The sequence below is a fragment of the Lysobacter sp. yr284 genome (assembly GCF_900107375.1).
Classification (GTDB): Bacteria; Pseudomonadota; Gammaproteobacteria; order Xanthomonadales; family Xanthomonadaceae; genus Lysobacter.
The window spans coordinates 40,262-57,716 of record NZ_FNPT01000009.1 but is presented as its reverse complement, the minus strand read 5'-3'; the positions used below and the strand labels follow the sequence as shown (position 1 = coordinate 57,716).

Genomic DNA, 17,455 nt, shown 5'->3' with positions numbered 1-17,455 from the left:
GAGGGTCGCGGGCGGGAGGACGAAGCGGCGGACGTTCGCGCTCGCCCCCATCCGCCCTGCGGGCGCCTTCTCCCGCGCGCGGGAGAAGAAAGTCGCTCAGAAATGCAGGCCTTCGCGGCCGGCGATGGTATGCACGTCCTTGTCGCCGCGCCCGGACAGGTTGCACAGCACGACCTGGTCCTTCGGCATCGCGCGGGCGAGCTTGATCGCCTGGGCGATGGCGTGGCTGGATTCCAGCGCGGCCAGGATGCCCTCGGTGCGCGCCAGGGTGCGGAAGGCGTCGAGCGCTTCGGTGTCGGTGATGCCGACGTACTCGGCGCGGCCGGTGTCCTTGAGGAAGGCGTGCTCGGGGCCGACGCCGGGATAGTCCAGGCCGGCGGAGACCGAATGCGTTTCCACGATCTGGCCGTCGTCGTCGCACAGTACGTAGGTGCGGTTGCCGTGCAGCACGCCGGGGCGGCCGGCGGCGAGCGAGGCGGCGTGGCGGCCGGTGTCGATGCCGTCGCCGGCCGCTTCGGCGCCGACGATGCGCACGCCGGCGTCGTTCAAGAACGCGTGGAACAGGCCGATCGCGTTGCTGCCGCCGCCGACGCAGGCGGTGATCGCGTCGGGCAGGCGGCCGTACTCGGCCAGCATCTGCGCCCGCGCCTCGCGCCCGACCACGGCGTTGAAGTCGCGGACCATGCGCGGATACGGATCCGGGCCGGCCACGGTGCCGATGATGTAGAAGGTGTCGCGCACGTTGGTGACCCAGTCGCGCATGGCTTCGTTGAGCGCGTCCTTGAGCGTCTGCGAACCGCTGGTCACCGGCACCACGGTCGCGCCGAGCAGCTTCATCCGGTAGACGTTGATCTTCTGCCGCTCGATGTCGGTCGCGCCCATGTAGACCACGCACTCCAGACCCAGGCGCGCGGCCACGGTGGCGCTGGCGACGCCGTGCTGGCCGGCGCCGGTCTCGGCGATGATCCGGGTCTTGCCCATGCGGCTGGCGAGCAACGCCTGGCCGATGGTGTTGTTGATCTTGTGCGCGCCGGTGTGGTTGAGGTCTTCGCGCTTGAGCAGGATCTGCGCGCCGCCGACTTCGTCGCTGAGCCGTTGCGCGTGGTAGATCGGGCTGGGCCGGCCGACGTAGTGGGCCAGGTCGTTGTCGAAGGCCTGGACGAAGGCCGGGTCGACCCGGGCGGCGTCGTAGGCGCGGGCCAGTTCCTCGATCGGCGCGATCAGGGTCTCGGCGACGAACCGGCCGCCGAACCGGCCGAAGTGGCCGTTGGCGTCGGGGTACTGATGGAAATCAATCGGTTGGGCGATCGGATCGGCGGACATCGGCGGCCATCAAACGTGGAGCGCCGCGCCTCGCGCGGCGGAACCCAAGAGTTTAGGGCATCGGCGCGCCGACCGTACCGTTTCGCGCGCCCCGGAATGGCGGTCCGGTTCCGGGGTGACGCGATGGGCAAAGCCGAAGTGGGACGGCAACCAGCGGCGACGGGAACCGGCGGCACCGGCGACGGCGGGCGCGCCGGCAAGCCTCGGCCGCGCATCCCGCGCCCCTGCCCGCGCCCTTCCTGCGCCTCAGTCCCCGCAGATCACTCGACGTGGCAGTCCGCGCGCCGCACTTCCTCGACGAACTGGCGCATCTTGTCGCCGTCCTTGAGCCCGGGCGCACTCTCGATGCCGCTGGAGACGTCCACGCCCCACGGCAGGGTCGCCAGGATCGCCTCGAACACGTTGTCGGGGGTGATGCCGCCGGCCAGCAGGAAGGGCTTCTGCACGCCGACCGGGATGCGCTTCCAGTCGAAGGTCTTGCCGCTGCCGCCGCTGCCGCCCTCGGCATGGCTGTCGAACAGGAAGCCGGCCGCGCCGGGGTAGCGCATCAGCAGCGCGGAGGGATGCTGGCCGGCCAGTTCGCCGCCCATCGCGATGGCCTTGAGGTAAGGCACGCCGAAGCCGCGGCAGTAGGCGTCGTCTTCGTTGCCGTGGAACTGCAGCAGGCTCGGCCGGACCTGGCGCACGACTTCGCGCACTTCGTCGACCGGGTTGTCGGCGAACAGCGCGACCGCGTCGACCAGCGGCGCCAGCGCCTGGCGCATGGCCCGCGCCTCCTCGGGCGCGACCCGGCGCTTGCTGCCGGCGGCGAACACGAAACCGATCGCGTCGGCGCCGAGTTCGCAGGCCAGGCGCACATCGCCGGGACGGGTGAAACCACAGAACTTGATGCGGGTGCGGTACAGCGTGCGGGACGGATTCAAAGGCAGACCTCGGCGGGCAACTGGCATTCGGCGGGATAGCGCGGCCCGACGAACACCAGTCCTGCCGACGGAGCGGTCGGACCGGCGACCGTGCGGTCGCGCCCGGCCAGCAGTTCGGCGATCCAGCCCTCGGGCCGGTCGCCGCGGCCGACCGGCAGCAAGCTTCCGACAATATTGCGCACCATATGGTGAAGAAAGGCGTTGGCCTGTACTTCCATTTCCACGATATCGCCGTCGCGACGGACCGCGATGTACTGCAGGTCGCGACGCGCGTGCGGGGCCTGGCAGTGCACGGTGCGGAACGCCGAGAAATCGTTCTCGCCCAGCAGCGCCTGGGCTGCGCGGTGCATGGCGTCGGCGTCGAGCGGGCGCCGTTCCCAACTCAGGTACTGGCGCTGCAATGCCGGCCGCACCGGCCGGTTGAGGATGCGGTAGCGGTAGCGGCGCGCCCGCGCCGAGAACCGCGCGTGGAAGTCCGGTGCCACCGGGATGCACCAGCGCACGCATACGGATGGTGGCAGGCGCGAGGTCGTGCCCAGCACCCAGCCGCGCGGTTCGCGCTCGACCGGGCTGTCGAAATGCACGACCTGGCACGAGGCGTGCACACCGGCGTCGGTGCGGCCGGCGCAGACCACTTCGATGCCGGTGCCGGCGACGAAGCTCAGCGCCTGCTCCAACGTGGTCTGCACGGTGGCTTCGCCGCGCGGGGCGTGCTCGGGGCGGCTCGGCTCGCCCGGGCGCACCAGCCGCTGCCAGCCGGAAAATTCGCTGCCGTCGTACTCCACGCCCAGGGCGTAGCGCCGCAGCGGCGCGGCGGATGCGGTGTCGGCGTCGTTCATGCCCTGCCCTTGCCTGTGCCTTACGAGCCGGTCCGGCCTCCGCCGGCGCCTTCCAGCTCGCGCAGCAGGCGCGCGGCCTGCTGGCGGGCGGCGTGGTCGCCGTTGATCAGCACCTCGCCGAGCAACTGGCGGGCGCTGCCTTCGTCGCCGAGGTCGAGGTAGGCGCGGGCCAGTTCGATCCGCTCCAGGCCCGGCGAGGCCGCGACCGCGGCGGCGGGCTTGGGTTCGGGCGCGAACCGGGCCGGTTCGGCCGCCGGGCGCACGGCGCCGGTTGCGGCGGCCGTGAGCGGATCAATGCTCGGCGCTTGGGTCGCGGCGACGTGCGGGGCCGCGGCCGGCGCGACCGGCACCGGCGCCGGCTCGGCCTCGCGGCGCGGCTGGCTGCCGGCGCTGGCCGAATGCCAGGTCGGCACGCGCGACTGGCTCTTGGGTTCGCTGACCGGGGCGGTCCAGTGCGGCGGCGAAGACGGCGCGGCGGGTTCGGCAGCCGGCTCGACCGCCGTCGGCGCGTCGTCGCCAGGTACGTCCTGCAGGGCGTGGGCCTGCGACGCGGCGGCGTCTTCGGCCGCGTCCGCGGCCTCGCGGCCGCTATCGGCGATGGCCTCGGCGCGGGCGTCGGGCGCGGCGCGGTCGCGGCCGAGCAACTGGTCGACCGGATCGACCAGCGGCGCCGGCTCGGGCTTGCGCCGCAAGGTTTCGACCGGGTCCGGGCCCGGCTCGGCGGCCGCGGGCGCCGTCGCCGGCACGAACGGCGCGGGCGTCGGCGCGGCGGCGCGGAAGTTCGGCCGCCGCGGTTCGCGCCGGCTCAGCACCCAGCCGCCGGCCAGCAGCGCCAGCAGGCCGAGGCCGCCGAAGATCCACGGCAGCGGCGAGCCGCTGTCGGCGCGGGCCTGGTTCTCGGCCAGGCGTTGCTGAGTCGCGGCCAGCTCGCTGTCCTTCATCGCGATCAGCTTCTGCTGGTCGGTGCTGAGCTTCTCCAGCTCGGCGACCTTGCTCTTGAGGTCCGCCAGTTCCTGCTCGCGCACCGCGATGGTCTCGTTGGCCTGTTGCACTTGTTCTCGCACCATGTGGCCCTCGCCTGCGGCGCTGATGCCGGACTGAGCCCCGGCCTTCGCACGCTCGGCGCCGGGCGGGACGATTTCCAGGCGCGCATCGCTGGCGCGGCCGGGCTCGCGCGCGGCCGGCGCCACCGGCGCCTTGGCGACGCGGTCGGCGCCGACGGTCAGCGGCTGCGGCACCGCCTGCTGCGGCGCCTGGCGCCATTGCTGGATCTGCGCGCGGACCAGTTCGTTGGCTTCGCGCGGGTCGATCGCCGCCATCTCGCCGCCGGGCGGCCGGCGCAGCACCGCGCCGGCGCGCAGGCGGTTGATGTTGCCGCCGACGAAGGCCTCGGGATTGGCCCGCAGCAGCGCGATCATGGTCTGGTTGAGGCTTTGCGCGCCGGCCACCTGCGCGGCGATGCCGGACAGGGTCTGGCCGTGGGCGACGGTGATCTCGCCGTCGGCGGGGATCGTCGCCGGCGCGGCCGGCTGCGGACGCGGTTCGCGGGCGATGCGCCCGGCCTTGGGCCGCTCGGCGGGCGCCGGCGCCGCGGCCGGCGGCGCGGCCTCGGGGAAGGCCTGCGGCGGCAGCGCTTCGGGCTGGGCGGCGAGCGCGTCCGGCGGCAGCGGCTGCATCGGCTGGCCCGGCTCGTAGCCGGGTGCCGGGTGCTCCGCCGCCAGCGGATCGGCCTGCTGCGGCTGCGCGCCGAACGGCAGCGGCGCCTCCAGCGGGCGTTCGATGGTGTTCGGGGCGGCGCCGGCGGCGGCCTGGATCGGCGGCTGCATCGGCGCGGACGCGGTGCGCGGCGCGTCGAGCAGTGCCGAGTATTCGCGGGTCAGCCGGCCCTGGCCCCAATCGACTTCGATCAGGAAGGTCAGCAGCGGCTGCTGCACCGGCTGGGTGCTGGTGACGCGGATGATCGGCTTGCCGTTGCGGTCCACCGCCAGGGTGAAGCGCAGGTCGGTGACGATGCCTTGCGGCGGCTCCAGGCCGATGCGCTGGAAGGTTTCCGGCGAGGCCAGGCCGGCGCGCAGCTGCGCCAGTTCCTCCGGGCCGCTGGCGATGACCGGGATTTCCGCCAGCAACGGCTGGCCGGCGCGCGATTTGACCTCGATCTGGCCCAGACCCAACGCGCAGGCCGCCGTGCTGGCCAATGCCAGCGCCAGGCCCAGGGCGGTGCGTGCGAAACCTGATCTCACGAGCGGTCCCAATCCGAAGTCAGGCGGCGACTCTAAAGGGGTACGGCCTGAATGCGCAACGCATTCGTTAAGTTTTCATCCTAAGCCCTTGACTGGCTGTGGGGAAGCCGGCTTCTGTGGGAGCGCCTTCAGGCCCGATGCTTTTCGATCCGGTCGCCGCGATCTGAAACAAAGGCATCGGGCCTGAAGGCCCTCCCACAAAAGCCACAAAGCCTCGGCCTGAAGACCATTGCTCACAAGCAACGAGGTCATGGCCTGGAGGCTTTCCACCGGCGCAAAAAAAATCGGGCCCCGCGGGGCCCGATTTCATCGCTCATGGCGCCGCGCCGGACCTCAGCGCTCGGCCCACACCAGCTCGGCCAGCTGCACCGCATTGGTGGCCGCGCCCTTGCGGATGTTGTCGGCGACCACCCACAGCGACAGCCCGCGCGGGTGCGAGATGTCGTCGCGGATGCGGCCGACGAACACCGGGTCTTCGCCGGAGGCGTGGGTCACCGGGGTCGGGTAGCCGCCGCCCTTGGCCTCGTCGACCACCACCAGCCCCGGCGCCTTTTCCAGCAGCGCGCGCGCATCGGCCGCCGAAAGCTTGTCGCGGGTCTCGATGTGCACCGCCTCGGAATGCCCGTAGAACACCGGCACCCGCACCACCGTCGCGTTCACCCCGATGCTGTCGTCGGCGAGGATCTTGCGGGTCTCCCAGACCAGCTTCATTTCCTCGGTGGTGTAGCCGTTGTCGGTGAAGTCGCCGCCGTGCGGGATCACGTTGAAGGCGATCTGCACCGGGTAGATCTCCGGCTCGGCCTGCTGGAAGCTCAGCAGCGCCGCGGTCTGCCGGCCCAGCTCTTCCATCGCCCGCTTGCCGGTGCCCGACACCGACTGGTAGGTGGCGATGTTGATGCGCTCGAGCTTGGCCTTGCGATGGATCGGCGCCAACGCGACCATCAGCTGCATGGTCGAGCAGTTGGGATTGGCGACGATGCCGAGCGGACGGTTCTTGATCGCCTCGGGATTGACCTCGCTGACCACCAGCGGCACGTCGTCCTGGTAGCGGAAGGCCGAGGAATTGTCGATCACCACCGCACCGGCGGCGGCGAACTTGGGCGCGTACTCCTTCGACACCGAGCCGCCGGCCGAGAACAGGGCGATGTCCACGCCCTTGGGGTCGAACGCGGCCAGGTCTTCCACGACCAGGGTCTGGCCCTCGAACTCGATTTTCTCGCCCGCCGAACGCTCGCTCGCCAACAGATGCAGTTTGCCGATCGGGAACTTGCGCTCGGCCAGCACCTTCAACATGGTTTCACCGACCGCGCCGGTGGCACCGACGACGGCGACATTGCAGGACGTCTTGGCGTTCATCTGATCTGAGTTACCTGAGTGTGGGGACCGCCGGACCCATTTCCGGCGGGTATTGCGAAAGCTTCCGAATCGAGCGGCTTGCCGGCTGTTGTGGGAGGGACTTCAGTCCCGATGCTTTTCTTTCAGTTCGCCGCGATCTGAAACAAGAGCATCGGGACTGAAGTCCCTCCCACAACAGCCCGGGCTTCGGCTCATCGCCGCGCCTGTGCCACTTGCGCGGCGTTGATCGGGCTCGGCGGATCGCCCGCGCGCGGGCCGAAGCCGAGCGCGGCGATCAGGTTGTCGACCGCCAGCGCCACCATCGCCCGGCGCGTGGCCAGGCTGCCGCTGGCGATGTGCGGGGTCAGCACCACCCGTCGCTGCTGCAGCAGACGCGGGTTGAGCCGCGGCTCGCCCTCGTACACGTCCAGGCCGGCGGCGCCGAGCCGGTGTTGTTCGAGCGCGTCGCACAGCGCGTCTTCGTCGACGATGCCGCCGCGGGCGATGTTGGTCAGGGTCGCGTGCGGCGGCAGCTTGGCCAGCGCGGCGGCGTCGATCAGATGATGCGACTGCGGCGAATACGGCAGCACCAGCACCAGGTGGTCGGCGCGCGCCAGCAGTTCGTCGAAACCGACGTACTGCGCCCGGCATTCGGCTTCCACCGCCTCGGGCAGGCGGCTGCGGTTGTGGTACAGCGTGCGCATGCCGAAGCCGGTCGCGCGGCGCGCGATGGCCTGGCCGATCCGGCCCATGCCGAGGATCGCCAGGGTCGCGCCGTGCACGTCGGCGCCGAGCAGGCTGTCGAAGCTCCAGCGCTGCCAGTGGCCGTCGCGCAGCCAGCGTTCGGCCTCGCTCATGCGCCGCGCGGCCGCCATCATCAGGGCGAAGCCGAAATCGGCGGTGGTTTCGGTCAGCACGTCCGGCGTGTTGCTGGCGAGGATGCCGGCGGCGCTGAGCGCGGCGATGTCGAGGTTGTTGTAGCCCACGCCGACGTTGGCGATCGCGCGCAGGCGGCCGGCGCCGGCGATCTGGGCCGCGCCGACCGGATCGTTGAGGGTCACCAGCGCGCCGTCCATGCGGCGCAGGATCGCGTTGACCGCGGCCGGCTCGTGCCGGGTCACCTCAGCCGTGGCCTCGACCTGGAAATGCTCGCCCAGCCGCGCCAGCACATCGGCGAACAGCGGCTGCGAGACCCACACGCGCGGACGCTCAGACATCGTCCTGCCCCGCCTGCGCCGGCACCCGCGGGGTCATCTCGCCGACGTCGCCGCACTGGGCGCGATGGCGCAGCGCCTGGTCCATCAGCACCAGCGCGACCATCGCCTCGCAGATCGGCGCGGCACGGATGCCCACGCACGGATCATGGCGGCCGGTGGTGACCACTTCGATCTCGTTGCCGTGGATGTCCAGGCTGCGGCCCGGCAGGCGCAGGCTGGAGGTCGGCTTGAACGCGGCCGAACAGCGCAGGCGCTGGCCGGTGCTGATGCCGCCGAGGATGCCGCCGGCGTGGTTGCTGGCGAAGCCGTCGGGCAGCAGTTCGTCGCGATGCTGGGTGCCCTTCGAGGCCACGCTGGCGAAGCCGTCGCCGATCTCCACGCCCTTGACCGCGTTGATGCTCATCAGCGCCGCGGCCAGTTCGCCGTCAAGCTTGCCGTAGATCGGCTCGCCCCAGCCCGGCGGCACGCCGTCGGCGATCACCTCCACGCGCGCGCCGACCGAGTCGCCGGACTTGCGCAGCGCGTCCATGTACTGCTCCAGCGCGTCGAGCTGGGCCGCGTGCGGCCAGAAGAACGGATTGGTTTCGACCGCGTCGAGGTCGAAGCCGGCCGGCACGATCTCGCCGATCTGCGACACGTAGCCGCGCACGACGACCCCGAAGCGCTGCGCCAGCCACTTCTTGGCGATGACGCCGGCGGCCACGCGCATGGTGGTCTCGCGCGCCGAAGAGCGGCCGCCGCCGCGCGGATCGCGATGGCCGTACTTCTGCCAGTAGCTGTAATCGGCGTGGCCGGGGCGGAACTGCTCGGCGATGTTGCCGTAGTCCTTGCTGCGCGCGTCGGTGTTGCGGATCAGCAGGGCGATCGGGGTGCCGGTGGTGCGGCCCTGGTAGACGCCGCTGAGGATTTCGATCTCGTCGGCCTCGCGCCGCTGCGAGGTGTGGCGGCTGCGGCCGGTGGCGCGGCGTTCGAGGTCGTGGCGGAACTCCTCCGGCGCCAGTTCCAGGCCCGGCGGGCAGCCGTCGACGACGCAGCCGATGGCCGGGCCGTGGCTTTCGCCGAAGGTGGTGACGGTGAGGAGGGTTCCGAAGCTGTTGCTGGCCACTGCGCGGGATCCTGGTGGGTGCCGGTGGTGCGTTGGCGATGATCGCGGAGGTTGATGTGTTCTGGATGAAGCGGGTTCGTCGTCGATGCGGGTTCGCGGTCGCGGCGTGCGCCGCTCCTACAAAGGCGGATCGATGGTAAAGCGCGGCCATGAGGGGCGGAAATGATCGATTCGCAAGCGCCGACTCCGCCCTGCATGAGCGACAGACTCGGGGCCAGAGCCCGGAGCGCAAAGATCGAATCGCTGCAGACGTCCCGACCGCGACGGAGCATCGGGTCCGAGGACGCTTGCGCGGGACTTGCCGCCAGGCCCGGCCCGCGCAAGCGTCCTCGGACCCGAGGCGTCCAGCCCAGCCTGCGCAACGGTTTCAGGACCCGAAGCGTCCCACCGGCCCCGCGCGCAGACCGACCCGGCCACCTTAGCCGACCCGTCCGGTTTCCGCTGCAACGAAGGCAGGCGCGCGCCTGCGGCGATCTCCGGGGAGTCCGCAGGCGGATGCGATTGAAGCAGCGCAAACGCCGCGGGGCGCTTACGAGTTCCGGCCGGTCTGCGCCGGCGATGCTGTGCCATCAGCGTCGCGTGCGGCGCTGCGCGAGGCTCGTGCCCCGCGCCACCAGCCGCCGACGCGCGTGATCTTTATCGAATCGATCAGGCTCGCGCGTCGGCGAGCCGTTTGATCGCGTCGTGGTGCTCGACCAGGTCGTGGCGCTCGGCCACGAAGATGCCCATCTGGCCGACCTTGAACTCGACCCAGGCCAGCGGCAGCTGCGGCAGCAGCTCGCCCAGCGCGCGCTCGGCTTCGCCGACTTCGCAGATCAGCAGGCCGTCTTCGCTCAGGTGCTGCGGCGCGTCGCGCAGGATCTTCAGCGCCAGGTCCAGGCCGTCGTGCCCCGCGCGCAGGCCCAGTTCCGGCTCGAACGAATACTCGCGCGGCAGCGCGTCGGTCTCGTCGTCGGTGACGTAGGGCGGGTTGGTGACGATCAGGTTGAACACCTCGCCCTGCAGGCCCTGGAACAGGTCGGACTGGCGCAGCTCGACGTTGTCGGCGAGCAGGCGTTGCTTGTTCTCGGCCGCCAGCGACAGCGCGCGCTCGTTGATGTCGGCGCCGATCACTTCCCACTCGGGGTGGTAGTGACCGGTGGCGATGGCGATGCAGCCCGAACCGGTGCACAGGTCCAGCGCGCGGCGCACCTCGCGGCCGCCGAGCCAGGGCTCGAAGCCGGCTTCGATCAGCTCGGCGATCGGCGAACGCGGCACCAGGGCGCGCGAATCGCTCTTGAAGCTCAGGCCGGCGAACCAGGCCTCGCCGGTCAGGTAGGCGGCCGGGATGCGCTCGTCGATGCGGCGCTGGAACAGCGCCAGCACGGCGTCCTTCTCGTCCGTGGTGACCCGGCCCTGGCCGTACACCGGGCTCAGGTCGTGCGGCAGGTGCAGCGCGTGCAGGACCAGCTGGGTGGCCTCGTCCAGGGCGTTGTCGTAGCTGTGGCCGAAGCTCAGCCCGGCCGCGTTGAAGCGGCTGGCCCCGTAGCGGATCAGGTCGACGAGGGTCAGCGGTTCGAAGGAAACGGAAGCGGGCACGGCAGGTCCAGGGCGCAACAAGGCGCGCAGTATAGCCGCCCCGCCCCGCGATTTCGCGCCGCGCCCGGGCCCGCCGGGCCTTTGCCGCGCCCGCGCCGGCAAAGGCCGCCGCGCCCGCCGTCGCCCGGTATCATGGCCGGGCATTCACGCTGGAACCGCCATGTTCAACCGCACTACCGCCATCGTCCTGGTGGCCGCGCTGGCCGCCGCGCTGGGCCTGTGGGCCTCGCAGAAGTACTTCGGCAGCGCCAAGCGCTCGCACCTGCCGCAGACCCAGGCGGTGCGCCTGTTCGACCCGCCGCGCACCCTGCCCGCGTTCTCGCTGCGCCAGTCCGACGGCACCCAGCTGATTCCGGGCGAGCTCAAGGGCCACTGGACCCTGGTCTTCCTCGGCTTCACCCACTGCCCCGACGTGTGCCCGACCACCCTGGCGCAGATGTCGGTGGCGCAGAAGGCCTGGGAGGCGATCCCCGAATCGACCCGCCCGCGGGTGCTGTTCGTCTCGGTCGACCCCGAGCGCGATTCGCCCGACAAGATCGGCGAGTACGCCCACGGCTTCCACAAGGACACCCTGGCCGCGACCGCCGACGTGCCGGCGCTGGAGAACTTCGCCAAGTCGCTGAGCATGGTGTTCGCCAAGGTCCCGGCCCCGCCGGGCGCGCCGGCGAACCAGTATTCGATGGACCACAGCGCCAGCATGGCCGTGCTCGACCCGCAGGGGCGCATGGCCGGGCTGGTGCGGCCGCCGTTCGAGCCGAACGCGATCGCGCGCGACATGGCCGCGCTGACGGAGGCCTCGCCGTGAGCCTCGTCACCACCCTGACCTATGTCCTGCCGCACCGTTTCCTGTCGGGCCTGGCGCGGACGCTGGCCTATTCGCCCGACCCGCGGGTGAGCCGCTGGCTGATCGACACGGTGACCGAGAAGTTCGGCGTCGACCTGGGCGAGGCGGCCAATCCGGACCCGCGCGCCTACCCGACCTTCAACGCCTTCTTCACCCGCGCGCTCAAGCCCGGCGCGCGCCGCGCGCAAGGCGACGCGCGCACCCTGCTGATGCCGGCCGACGGCCGCATCAGCCAGTGCGGGCCGATCCGCGCCGGCGAGATCTTCCAGGCCAAGGGCCGCTCGTTCACCGCGCTGGAACTGCTCGGCGGCGACGAAGCCGCGGCCGCGCCGTTCCGCGACGGCGACTTCGCCACCGTGTACCTGTCGCCGCGCGACTACCACCGCGTGCACATGCCCTGGACAGGCACCCTGCGCGAGACCGTGCACGTGCCCGGCCGGCTGTTCAGCGTCGGTCCCGACGCGGTCCGCAACGTGCCGCGCCTGTTCGCGCGCAACGAGCGCCTGGTCTGCCACTTCGACACCGAGTTCGGGCCGATGGCGCTGGTGATGGTCGGCGCGCTGCTGGTGTCGGGCGTGGAGACGGTATGGAGCGGGGTGGAGATTCCCGCCTACGGCGACCGCGTCACCACCAAGGACTACCGCGGCAAGGGCATCGCCCTCAAGCGCTTCGAGGAAATGGCCCGGTTCAATTACGGCTCGACCGTGATCGTGCTGCTGCCGCCGGGCGTGGCGACGCTGGACCCCGCGCTGCAGGCCGAGACCGCCGTGCGCCTGGGCCAGCCGCTCGCGCGCCGCACCCGCTGAAACCCCCGGTAGGCGCGGCGCGAGCCGCGACCGCGACACCACGCTTGCCTCGTATCCGCGGTGTCGCGGTCGCGGCTCGCGCCGCGCTTACAGTTAGACCACCCGACCCCACGGAGGGGACCGCATGACCCGCATCGGACGCAACTTCGCTATCGCCGCACTCGTCCTGGCCCTGGCCGCCTGCGGCGCCAAGACCGAGGCCGAGCAACTCGCCGGCCTGCGCGACGGCCTGGCCTACACCAATTACCGCCGGGTCTCCGAGAACGGCCTGCCGGCCGCGCTGCAGGCCTACCGTTTCGGCGCGCAGTTCAGCGACAAGGCCGGCGTGGCGCCGTCGGAACTGCCGCAGTTCGGCCCCGCCGACCTGTGCATCGCCCACCTGCTGCTGGCGTACGCCGCGCTCGGCGCCGACAAGACCACCATCGCGGTGGCCGAAACCGACATCGTCGAGGCGCAGGACTGCGCCGCCTTCGACGACCTCGCCGCGGCCTCGCTGCGCTCGGTCGCGTTCCAGCGGCTGGAATGGCCGCAGCTGGCCCAGGCCGAAAGCGAGAAAGTCTGGGCCGCGCAGAACCGCACCGACGGCGATTTCAGCAAGGGGCCGGCCGGGCAGATGATGGCCCTGCACCTGGGCCTGGGCTATCTGGCGGTCAGCGAGAAGCGCTGGGACCGCGCCCAGATCCACGCCGACGCGCTCGGCCAGATGCTGCGCGCGCCGTGGCTGGGCCAGATCGCCGGGGTCGGCGTGGCGGTGCAGGAAGGCCGCACCCACGACGCGCTGATCGCGCTCAAGCGTCTGAGCGAGGACCCGAGCGTGCCCGGCGGGGTGCGCAAGGAACTGGCCGGGCTGATCGCCCAGGTCGAGGCCAAGGGCGGCGACGTGGATTCTTTCGCGTTCATGCCGCGGCTGGTCACCACCCTGGCCTGGGATGCGGTCAAGGCGCACGGCCCCGAGGCGATGCGCGCGGCCACCCGCTTCGCCGACGAACAGGCGCTCAAGCCGATGGGCGAATCGCTGCAAAAGGGCGTCGGCCAGGCCGGCGAGGCAGCCGGCGGCTGGTGGCGCAAGGCGCGCGAGGCGCTGTCGTCGCCGGCGCCGGCCGCTCCGGCGGAGAAAACCGACGCGGCCCCGGCCAAACCCGCCGCCTGACGGCGGCCCTCGCAGCCCCAGAGAAGAAAACGGCCCAAGCCGGGCCGGCCCCGCCGCGCAAGGCGGCGCCGGCCGCGCCCATCGCCTGGGCTTGGCTCGGGCCGCGCGCGCTCAGGCCGCCGCGGCGCGCGCGCCCGCCGGCAGGTCCTCGCGCAACACCGGCCGCCCCTGCGCCATCGCCTTGAACATCGCGCCCTCGTCGGCTTCGCCGTCTTCGTCGATGAACTCCGGCCGCACCAGGCGCGGCAGATCCTCGGGTTCGAAGTCCACGTCCATGTCGACGTCCAGCGGCGCGGCGATCAGGGTCGCATCGACGGCCGGCCCGAACGACATGCGGAAGTAGCTGGTCGCCAGCACCAGCGCCGCGCGGGTGCGGCCGCCGACGTTGAGCACGCCGCCGTCGTCGCCGTAGCGGCCGGCGACCGCGCCTTCCACGACCAGCTCGCCCAGCACGGTCACGTTCGGGCAACCCTGCAGCACCACGTTGCGCGCCTTGAGATCGCCGGTGACCAGCAGGTAGCAGCCGCCGCCGAAGTCGTTCCACAGCAGTTGTCCGTCGATCTCCAGGTCGCCGTCGACGATCACGTTGTAGGGATTCCAGTCCACGTCCGGCGCGCTGCGCCAGTCGCCGGCGAGCTTGAGGCCGCCGCGGTAGACGCGCTGTTCCTGCTCGGCGGCGAATTCGAGGTACGGGTATTCGATGCAGCCGGAGACCTTGAATTCGGTTTCGACGGCGGCGGCGGCGAGCACTTGGTAGGCGGGTTGGTCGGTCATCCGTGAGGTCCTGGCGGGCGAGGGAAACACGCGGCGCGCGGCCGCGGCGCGAACCCGGCGTGCGGGGCGAGGCAAAGGAACGAGGAATGCGAGGGCGCGCGCTTGGCGGCCTGCGACGATCCTTGTCGGTGCGCACATCCCGTGCGGGAAACGGCCGGCAAGTATGCCAGCCGTTCGTGCGCCTCAAGCCGGTCGGTCGCGCGAAGCGCAGGCGCCTCCGTCCAGCCGTCGTTCCCGCGAACGCGGGAATCCACAGACTCCAGCGTCATGTCGCGATGCGGCCCCGGATTGCCGCCTTCGCGGGAATAACGACAGGCCGGTTTCGTCGCTAATCGTTAATCGCCAGCCGCGCGGCTTGCCGGCACCGGCGCGACGAGCGCGCGCTCAGGCCCGCGCCAGCGTCGCCGAACGCCCGATCCACCACTGCGCGGCCCAATAGCTGATCAACACCAACGCCTGCGCCGCGGCGAACGGCGCGGCGAAGCGGTCGATAGCCAGGGTCGCGTCCGAGAACACGAAGCAGGCGCCGCCGATCGCCGCCGCGACGCCGGCCGCATCCGCGCGCCGTCGCCACACCGCCGCGGCCTGCGCCGCCATCGCCGCCAGCACCGTGACATAGACGACCACGGGAACGCGCAGCTCGCCCGGCAGGTGCGGCCACAGCACCGCCAGCACCGCGCCGGCCAGGACGGCGTAGGCCAGGAACGGCCACGCCGCCGCGAACGGCCGCACGCGCCTGCACAGGCCGGCCAGGTAAGCCACGTGCGCGCACAGGAACGAGGCCAGGCCGAACACGAACCAGTCGCCGGGCAGCATCAGGAACGCGTCGCCGGCGGTGGACAGCAGCAGGCCGGCGGAGATCGCGCGGCGATAGCGCGGGTCGGCGGCGGCGCCCAGGCGCCACACCATCGCCGCGACCAGCAAAGTAGTCGCCGGCTTGAACAGGTAGTGCAGCCAGATCGCCGCGCCGCCGGCGTAGGCGCCGGCGATGGCCAGCGCGGCCGACAGCGCCACGGCCGCGCCCCAGCCGCGCGGGGCAGGCGATGGCCGCGGATCGCGGGCGGTGGGCTGGCTCATGCGTGCATCCCTGTCCTGTGGCGCCCGCGGCGGGCGGTATCGAGGCCGTGCGCGGACCGCAGCCCGCGCACGCAGGTCGCCGCGATCGCGGCGACGCCGGCGGAGCGGCGGGCGCGCCGCCGCACCGCCAGGCTCAGTCGCCGCAACCGCTCAGCTTGATCCGCTGGCCCGGCTTGACCGCATAGCGCGGCGCCTTGAGCCCGTTGGCCTTGGCCAGCGCGCGGGTGTCGCAGGAGAACTTCTTGGCCACGTCGGTCAGGGTGTCGCCGCGCTGGATCTTGTAGTCCTTCGGCGTCGCCTTCTTCTTCGGCTCGGCCTTGGGCGCCGGCGCCGGGCGGCCGGTGGCGACCGTGGTCGGCACGCCCGCAGCGCTGGTGCCGGCGTACGCCGCGGTGCCGTCCTCGCCGGCGCCCTGCACCGGCAGCACGGTCAGCGGGCCGGTGCGCACGATCGCGCTGGAGGCATCGCTGGCGACCAGGGTGCGGGCGAGTTCGGCGCGCTTGCCCTGGGTGCACCAGCGGTTGTACAGGCTAACCATGCGGGTGGTGGCGTTGAGCGTGGTCCCGGCGGAGAGGTAGCTGTCGGCCTGGTAGCGCGGATTGAGGTTGCGCAGCGCGCGCATGTAGCCGTCGCGGCTGCCGGCGCCGCCCATGCAGATGGTCAGCTCGTAGATCGAGCTGGGCTTGCTCAGGCGCAGCTGGGCCAGCTTGCCGTCGACCTTGGCGAAGTTCAGGCCGTACTCGCGCGGGTGCAGGAACAGCCACGCGGCGGCGACCACCATCGGCACGTAGTCGCGGGTCTCGGCCGGGAACTGGTTGTAGACCGACTCGTCCCAGAAGTTGCGTCCGCCGGAGGCGTTGTTGATGCGCAGCGCGCGGCCTTCGCCGCCGTTGTAGGCGGCCAGCGACATCTCGATGGAGTTGTTGAGCTGGCCCAGGCGCTCGTTCAAGTACTCGGCCGCGGCCTGCGCGGATTGCTTGGGGTCGTAGCGGGTGTCGAAGCCGGAACCGTCGTCGCCCAGGCCGAAGCGCTTGCCGGTGGCGAACATGAACTGCAGCGGGCCGGCCGCGCCGACGCGCGAGGTCGAGTGCACGCGGCCGTTGGATTCCTTGGCGATGATGCCGAACAGCAGCGCCTCGGGCAGGCCGGCGCGCTGGAACTCCGGCCACATCATCCCGCGCATGTACTGGTAGTTGTCGTAGCTCTGCATCAGCGGGCCGCGCAGGTCGGTCAGCCAGCGGCGGATGCCGGCCTGCACCGCCGGGTTGTACTGCACCATCTTGACGAAGCGCTGGCCGTCGTCGCTGAGCAGCGCGGCGGCGCGCGCGGCCTCGGGCACGTCGGCGGCGAGGCCGTCGCTGTCGAGCTGGCCGGCGTCCTCGGCGTCCTCGTCGGTGTTGGCGACCGAGTCGGCGTTGGCCTTGAGCAGGCGCTTGTAGCCGGCCAGCATGGTGGTCGGCGCGCAGCCCTTCTGCTTGAGGCAGGCGGCGATCACGTCCTCCATGTCCTCCAGCGCGGCGTCGCTGTCCTGGCGGCCGGTCGGGTCGGCGTTGCGGATCTTGACCAGGGCCGACTGGTAGCGGGTTTCGGCCGACTGCATGCGCTGGGTCAGCGCGTCGACCGCGGCCTGGTCGCGCTTGGACAGCGCGGCGGCCTGCGGCGAAAGACTGCACAGCGCGAGCGCAGCGGCCAGCGGCGCGACCGCCGCACGGAGGCCGGCCGGGGCGCGCACGGCGCGGGCGAGACGTGAATATGCGGGCATGAGGCGTGCAGCAGGTCCTTTTTGCGGGGGGTCAGGGTAACGGCGCGGGTCCGGGCCCGGCAAGGACCGTGACCACACGCGGGTTTTCCCGACCGGGCCGGCGGCGGGCGGCGCTTGCGCGACGGGCCGTGGCATGGAGCGGATTGGACTGGGCCGGCGGACCGAAGTTCACCCGGACCGGGCACATGCGCCGCCACGGCGGCGTCTCATCCGGCCCTGCTTCGCCGAAACGACAGCCGCGGCACCTCGCTCCGGCGCCGGCCCCGGCTCCGGCGCCCTGGCCCTGGCCTCGTCATTGCGGCCAAATCCGAATCCACTTCGTCGCTGCTGTTGCTGTTGCTGTTGCTGTTGATACTGCTGTTGTCCTTAACGCTTGGACGCAACCGCGCCCGAGGCCCACGTTCCGCGGCCCCGGAGGGCGCGCGCATGGATGCGCGCGTGCGCCATGGGACAGGATGTCCCTTATGGCGCAGCCCCGCGCC

General features: G+C 71.8%; 14 protein-coding genes. 3 read left to right on the top strand and 11 right to left on the bottom strand.

The genetic code is table 11. The features are described 5' to 3' along the window. Positions 1-96: 96 nt before the first annotated feature. From trpB to prmB, 8 genes are all read right to left on the bottom strand, one after another. Positions 97-1,323 (bottom strand): tryptophan synthase subunit beta, encoded by a 1,227-nt coding sequence (gene trpB, locus BLV01_RS14815; protein ID WP_091801099.1) that lies wholly within the window; start codon positions 1,321-1,323, stop codon positions 97-99. Positions 1,324-1,583: 260 nt separating this feature from the next. After that, entirely contained in the window at positions 1,584-2,246 is a 663-nt protein-coding gene (locus BLV01_RS14810; RefSeq protein WP_254782653.1) for a phosphoribosylanthranilate isomerase, read from the bottom strand. Beyond that, complete coding sequence (truA, locus tag BLV01_RS14805; protein WP_091801095.1) at positions 2,243-3,085, bottom strand: tRNA pseudouridine(38-40) synthase TruA; 843 nt, start codon at positions 3,083-3,085, stop codon at positions 2,243-2,245. The genes BLV01_RS14810 and truA overlap by 4 nt, the downstream gene beginning before the upstream one ends. A gap of 20 nt (positions 3,086-3,105) precedes the next feature. Further along, positions 3,106-5,325 carry a FimV/HubP family polar landmark protein gene (locus BLV01_RS14800; RefSeq protein ID WP_139178706.1) on the bottom strand — a complete coding sequence of 740 codons (2,220 nt, stop codon included), beginning with the start codon at positions 5,323-5,325 and terminating at the stop codon, positions 3,106-3,108. A 333-nt stretch (positions 5,326-5,658) separates the two neighbouring features. After that, positions 5,659-6,681, bottom strand: coding sequence for an aspartate-semialdehyde dehydrogenase (locus BLV01_RS14795; RefSeq protein ID WP_091801089.1), 1,023 nt, complete (start codon positions 6,679-6,681; stop codon positions 5,659-5,661). Positions 6,682-6,872: 191 nt separating this feature from the next. After that, positions 6,873-7,877 carry a 2-hydroxyacid dehydrogenase gene (locus BLV01_RS14790; RefSeq protein ID WP_091801086.1) on the bottom strand — a complete coding sequence of 335 codons (1,005 nt, stop codon included), beginning with the start codon at positions 7,875-7,877 and terminating at the stop codon, positions 6,873-6,875. Further along, the gene (aroC, locus tag BLV01_RS14785; protein WP_091801083.1) at positions 7,870-8,982 is read right to left on the bottom strand and encodes a chorismate synthase; all 1,113 of its coding nucleotides are present in this window, start codon (positions 8,980-8,982) and stop codon (positions 7,870-7,872) included. Before aroC ends, BLV01_RS14790 begins: the two co-directional genes overlap by 8 nt. 648 nt (positions 8,983-9,630) lie before the next feature. After that, positions 9,631-10,560, bottom strand: coding sequence for a 50S ribosomal protein L3 N(5)-glutamine methyltransferase (gene prmB / locus BLV01_RS14780; RefSeq protein ID WP_091801080.1), 930 nt, complete (start codon positions 10,558-10,560; stop codon positions 9,631-9,633). A gap of 160 nt (positions 10,561-10,720) precedes the next feature. On the opposite strand from prmB, the gene BLV01_RS14775 reads away from it, so the two are divergent. The 3 genes from BLV01_RS14775 to BLV01_RS14765 all read left to right on the top strand — a co-directional run bounded on the left by BLV01_RS14775 (position 10,721) and on the right by BLV01_RS14765 (position 13,360). Beyond that, positions 10,721-11,365 (top strand): SCO family protein, encoded by a 645-nt coding sequence (locus BLV01_RS14775; protein WP_091801077.1) that lies wholly within the window; start codon positions 10,721-10,723, stop codon positions 11,363-11,365. Continuing rightward, positions 11,362-12,210 (top strand): archaetidylserine decarboxylase, encoded by an 849-nt coding sequence (gene asd / locus BLV01_RS14770; RefSeq protein ID WP_091801074.1) that lies wholly within the window; start codon positions 11,362-11,364, stop codon positions 12,208-12,210. The genes BLV01_RS14775 and asd overlap by 4 nt, the downstream gene beginning before the upstream one ends. 124 nt (positions 12,211-12,334) lie before the next feature. Continuing rightward, entirely contained in the window at positions 12,335-13,360 is a 1,026-nt protein-coding gene (locus BLV01_RS14765) for a hypothetical protein (protein WP_091801071.1), read from the top strand. A 111-nt stretch (positions 13,361-13,471) separates the two neighbouring features. Here the strand turns inward: BLV01_RS14765 and BLV01_RS14760 are convergent, their stop codons facing one another. From BLV01_RS14760 to BLV01_RS14750, 3 genes are all read right to left on the bottom strand, one after another. After that, positions 13,472-14,134 (bottom strand): hypothetical protein, encoded by a 663-nt coding sequence (locus BLV01_RS14760; protein WP_091801069.1) that lies wholly within the window; start codon positions 14,132-14,134, stop codon positions 13,472-13,474. A 384-nt stretch (positions 14,135-14,518) separates the two neighbouring features. Next, positions 14,519-15,211, bottom strand: a complete 693-nt coding sequence (locus BLV01_RS14755) for a lysoplasmalogenase (protein ID WP_091801066.1) — start codon at positions 15,209-15,211, stop codon at positions 14,519-14,521. Positions 15,212-15,344: 133 nt separating this feature from the next. Beyond that, positions 15,345-16,973 carry a transglycosylase SLT domain-containing protein gene (locus tag BLV01_RS14750; protein WP_091801063.1) on the bottom strand — a complete coding sequence of 543 codons (1,629 nt, stop codon included), beginning with the start codon at positions 16,971-16,973 and terminating at the stop codon, positions 15,345-15,347. Between the last annotated feature and the right edge of the window lie 482 nt (positions 16,974-17,455).